The following is a 4,773-nucleotide window of genomic DNA, read 5'->3' as shown; positions in this document are numbered from 1 at the left end:
TGGGTGATGGAGACTGTGTAAAGGTATGTAAGTTTGATGCCATGTATATGGATGAAACTACAGGTTTACCTGTTATTATAACCGATAAGTGTACTAGTTGTGGTGCATGTGTAGAAGAATGTCCGAGAGATATTATTGAAATGCGACCACGAAACAAAAAGGATTTAAAAGTTTTTGTTGGCTGTTTAAATGAAGATAAAGGTGGAATTGCAAAAAAATCATGTGCAGTTGCTTGTATTGGATGCTCTAAATGCTTTGATATTTGTCCAAAAGAAGCCATTACAATGGTTAATAATTTAGCCTATATAGATCCTGCATATTGCACGCTATGTAGAAAATGTGTAGATGTTTGTCCAACACATTCTATTATAGAAACAAACTTTCCTCCAAAAAAAGTGAAGAAAGTTGAAGAGAAAGTAGCAGTTGAAAAGGAAGAAAAAGTTGCTGTTGTAAAAGAACCTATTGTTGAACCAATAAATGATAAAACGGATGCTTAAAACGTTTCCTAAAGGAGGAATTCATCCTCCAGAAAATAAATTAACTTCATCAAAATCAATTAAAAGATTAACAGTTCCTAAAATGGTAAATGTACCTATTGCTCAGCATATTGGTATACCTGCAGAAATTGTTGTAGAAGTAAAAGATAAAGTTGTAATAGGACAAGTAATTGCAAAATCTGGTGGTTTTGTATCCTCAAATATACATTCTCCAGTTGCTGGAACAGTAACTAAACTAGATAAAATTATTGATTCTAGCGGTTACAAAAAGCAATGTATAGTAATTAGAACAGATGTTAAGGATGAATCTAATTTTGAAGAAAAAGAATATCCTTTACTACAAGAAATAACATTATCAGCAAAAGAAATTTTACAGCGCGTTAACGATTTTGGAATTGTTGGTTTAGGTGGAGCAACATTTCCATCACATGTAAAATTAAATGTAAAGGAAGGCACAAAGTTAGATTGCTTAATAATTAATGGTGTAGAATGTGAGCCTTATTTAACTGCCGATCACCGATTAATGTTAGAAAAATCTGCTGAAATTATTGTTGGTATAGAAATTTTAATGAAGGCTTTACACGTTGAGAAAGCAATTGTTGGAATTGAAAACAATAAAAAAGATGCGATTGATTTATTTAAAAAAGCGACCAAAAATAATTCAAAAATTCAGGTTGCTGCTTTGCAAGTTAAATATCCTCAAGGTGGAGAAAAACAGCTGGTTAGAGCTCTGTTAAATAGAGAAGTTCCTAAAAACGGATTGCCATTAGATGTTGGTGTAGTTGTGCATAACGTTGGAACCATTTTTGCCATTTATGAAGCTGTGCAATACAACAAACCTTTAATTGAAAGAGTAGTTACAGTTACAGGTAAAAAAATAGAAAATGCATCAAATTTTTGGGTAAAAATAGGAACTCCAATTAGCGATTTAATTGCTGAAGTTGGTGGCTTACCAGAAGGAACCAGAAAAATTGTAAATGGCGGCCCAATGATGGGGAAAGCAATTAAAAATACTGATGTTCCAGTTACTAAAGGAACTTCAGGAATTTTAGTAATTGCAGAAGAGGAAGCAAGTAGAGGAGAAGCTAAAAACTGTATCCGTTGTGGAGAATGTGTTTTTGTGTGTCCAATGGGATTAGAACCACATTTGTTAATGAATTTATCTGAAAAAGGATTGTTTGAAAGAGCATCTAATGAAGATATTATGACTTGTATTGAGTGTGGATCTTGTAGTTATGTATGCCCATCAGATCGTCCATTGTTAGATTATATCCGCTTCGGAAAAAACATAGTTAAAAAATTACAAACCTCTAAAAATTAAAATGAGTCAACCTATTATTATATCAGCTTCACCACACGTACATTCTGATAGAACTTCAAAAAAAATAATGTATGATGTGGTTATTGCTTTAGTTCCAGCTTTTTTAGTTTCGCTATATGTTTTTGGAATTAATGCATTTATTGTTACAGCAGTAGCGGTAATATCTTGTTTAGGATTTGAATATTTAATTCAAAAATATTTATTAAAAACCGATGTTACTATTGGAGATGGTTCTGCATTAATTACTGGAATTTTACTAGCTTTTAATTTACCAAGCGGATTGCCAATTTGGATGATTATTGTGGGTAGTTTAGTTGCTATTGGAATTGCAAAATTATCCTTTGGTGGTTTGGGTTTCAATATTTTTAACCCAGCTTTAGTAGGTAGGGTTTTCTTATTGGTTTCATTTCCGGTTCAAATGACAATGTGGCCAACAGCCGTTGAAAATAATTTATCAATTGCCGATGGTGTTACTGGAGCTACAACTTTAGGAATGATAAAAGAGGGATTAATGTTTGGTGAAACAATGACAGAGATTTCAACTAAAATTCCTTCAACTATTGATTTGTTATTAGGAATAACTGGTGGTTCTATTGGTGAAATGTCTGCATTAGCATTGTTAATTGGAGGAATTTATTTACTAGTTAGAAAAGTTATTTCTTGGCATATTCCAGTTACAATGTTAGTTACAATGGCAGTTATGACAGGTATTTTTTGGGTAATAAATCCAGAACAATATGCTAGTCCGTTAATTCATATACTTTCAGGTGGTGCTTTATTAGGTGCGTTTTTTATGGCAACCGATTTAGTTACTAGCCCAATGACTAAAAAAGGAATGATAATTTTTGCTATTGGAATTGGTGTAATAACAGTGGTAATTAGATTATTTGGAGCTTATCCAGAAGGTGTTTCATTTGCTATTTTAATTATGAACGCGTTTGTACCGTTAATTAATACCTATTTTAAACCTCGCCGATTTGGTGTAAAAATCAAATCTAAAATTGTGTAATTATGAGTAAAAAGAAAGATACATTTATGAATATGGTAATTTCATTATTTGTAATTACCATTATATCAGGTTTTTCGTTAGGTTATGTAAATCAATTAACCGAACAACCTATAAAAGATGCAAAAGTAGCAAAGAAAACTAATGCTATAAAATTAGTTTTGCCCGCTTTTGATAACAATCCTGTAGAAGATGTAGTACTAATTAAAGCTGAAAATGTAAAAGATTCAGTAGAAGTTTATCCTGGATTTTCGAATAACGAATTTGTTGGAGCTGCAGTTATTGGTTCTTCAGAAAAAGGATTTAGCGGTTTGGTAAAATTAATGATTGGTTTTAAAGCATCAGGTGAAATTCAGAATATTGAAGTTTTAGAACAAAAGGAAACTCCAGGTTTAGGAACAAAAATGAAGGATGAAAAGTTTCTACAACAATTTAGAGATAAAAACCCATCAACTTATAATTTAAAAGTTAAAAAAGATGGAGGAGAAGTAGACGCTTTAACTGGTGCTACAATTTCCACCAGAGCTTTTACTGAAGCTACTCAAATGGCTTATGATGAGTTTATGAAAAATAATGAATCACTTAAAACTCCTAAAAATTAATAGTATGGCAGAAACTGTGAATCAAACCCAGAATTTTTTAAAGGGTATTGTAAAAGAAAACCCAATATTTGTAATGTTATTGGGAATGTGTCCAACTTTAGGAGTAACATCATCGGCTTCTAATGGATTAGGAATGGGCGTTGCAACAATGTTTGTATTAATAATGAGTAACATTGTGGTTTCGTTAGTAAAAAGTCAAATTCCAAGTAAAGTTCGTATTCCGGCATTTATTATCATTATCGCATCATTTGTAACAATTGTTGAAATGATTTTAGAAGCATTTGTACCATTTTTATATGAGCAATTAGGGATTTTTATTCCGTTAATTGTGGTAAACTGTATTATTTTAGGAAGAGCAGAAGCATTTGCATCAAAAAACAACGCACTTTCATCATTAATAGATGGTTTAGGAATGGGATTAGGTTTTACCTTAGCTTTAACCATATTAGGAGCTACTCGTGAAATTTTAGGAAACGGAAGTTTGTTCGGGTTAAAATTTGTTGCCGAAAATGCAAATACTTTTATCTTGTTTATTTTACCTCCTGGAGCATTTATCGCATTAGCATATTTAACCGTATTATTTAATAAAGTAACCGCTAAAACAGCAAAATAATGGATTATATTATTATACTTATTGCCGCAGTTTTTGTTAACAACATTGTATTATCTCAGTTTTTAGGAATTTGTCCGTTTTTAGGAGTTTCTAATAAAGTTTCAACTTCAGTTGGAATGTCTGGAGCTGTATTGTTTGTAATGACAATAGCAACAATGGCAACCTATTTATTGCATCAATTTATATTGGTTCCAGCAGGATTAGATTATTTGCGAACCATTACTTTTATTTTAGTAATTGCAGCATTAGTGCAAATGGTTGAAATTATTTTAAAGAAAGTAAGTCCGCCATTATACCAAGCTTTAGGAGTGTTTTTACCTTTAATTACTACAAACTGCGCCGTTTTAGGAGTTGCAATTTTAGCATTAGGATTAGAAGGTGGAAGCTTACTAAAAGCTGTATTTTTTGCAATTTCTAACTCATTAGGTTTTGCATTAGCATTAATTGTTTTTGCAAGTATTCGTGAGCATTTAGAATTGGCTAATATTCCAAAGCAAATGAAAGGTGTTCCAATTAATTTATTGGTAGCAGGACTTTTATCATTAGCTTTTTTAGGATTTACTGGGTTAGTGTAAAAAATACTGATAGAGAGCGTGTTATTTAAAAATAACTAACTATATTTGCACCCTTAATTAATAACCAAGGTCGAGAACCTTAAAATTTTAAACAAAATGCCAGTAAAAATTAGATTACAAAGACACGGTAAAAAAGGAAAACCATTATATTGGATAGTA

Annotated in this window: 6 protein-coding genes and 1 pseudogene; all 7 read left to right on the top strand. The window is 31.6% G+C overall.

What is annotated here, in order from left to right; all coding sequences use genetic code 11:
- Positions 1 to 497 (top strand): 4Fe-4S binding protein (locus ABY298_RS14835; protein ID WP_372746834.1); only part of this gene is annotated, 497 nt, incomplete at its 5' end.
- Entirely contained in the window at positions 490 to 1,818 is a 1,329-nt protein-coding gene (gene rsxC, locus ABY298_RS14830) for an electron transport complex subunit RsxC (protein WP_372746833.1), read from the top strand. The genes ABY298_RS14835 and rsxC, both read left to right, overlap by 8 nt.
- 1 nt (position 1,819) lies before the next feature.
- Positions 1,820 to 2,827, top strand: coding sequence for an RnfABCDGE type electron transport complex subunit D (locus ABY298_RS14825; RefSeq protein ID WP_372746832.1), 1,008 nt, complete (start codon positions 1,820 to 1,822; stop codon positions 2,825 to 2,827).
- Between the two features lie 2 nt (positions 2,828 to 2,829).
- Positions 2,830 to 3,426, top strand: a complete 597-nt coding sequence (locus ABY298_RS14820; RefSeq protein ID WP_372746831.1) for an RnfABCDGE type electron transport complex subunit G — start codon at positions 2,830 to 2,832, stop codon at positions 3,424 to 3,426.
- 4 nt (positions 3,427 to 3,430) lie between these two features.
- Entirely contained in the window at positions 3,431 to 4,039 is a 609-nt protein-coding gene (gene rsxE / locus ABY298_RS14815) for an electron transport complex subunit RsxE (protein ID WP_372746830.1), read from the top strand.
- Positions 4,039 to 4,614 (top strand): electron transport complex protein RnfA, encoded by a 576-nt coding sequence (locus ABY298_RS14810; protein WP_372746829.1) that lies wholly within the window; start codon positions 4,039 to 4,041, stop codon positions 4,612 to 4,614. The genes rsxE and ABY298_RS14810 overlap by 1 nt, the downstream gene beginning before the upstream one ends.
- An 84-nt stretch (positions 4,615 to 4,698) precedes the next feature.
- A pseudogene (gene rpsP / locus ABY298_RS14805) lies at positions 4,699 to 4,773 on the top strand (30S ribosomal protein S16); the annotation flags it as partial.

Source organism: Lutibacter sp. (assembly GCF_041596795.1).
GTDB lineage: Bacteria > Bacteroidota > Bacteroidia > Flavobacteriales > Flavobacteriaceae > Lutibacter.
Note: the sequence above shows the minus strand (reverse complement) of the source record. Positions and strands in the feature narration are given on the sequence as shown.

Coding starts and splice junctions, on each gene's coding strand:
- ABY298_RS14810 (WP_372746829.1), top strand. CDS start 4,039: ATGGATTATATTATTATACTTATTGCCGCAGTTTTTGTTAACAACATT.
- rsxE (WP_372746830.1), top strand. CDS start 3,431: ATGGCAGAAACTGTGAATCAAACCCAGAATTTTTTAAAGGGTATTGTA.
- ABY298_RS14820 (WP_372746831.1), top strand. CDS start 2,830: ATGAGTAAAAAGAAAGATACATTTATGAATATGGTAATTTCATTATTT.
- rsxC (WP_372746833.1), top strand. CDS start 490: ATGCTTAAAACGTTTCCTAAAGGAGGAATTCATCCTCCAGAAAATAAA.
- ABY298_RS14825 (WP_372746832.1), top strand. CDS start 1,820: ATGAGTCAACCTATTATTATATCAGCTTCACCACACGTACATTCTGAT.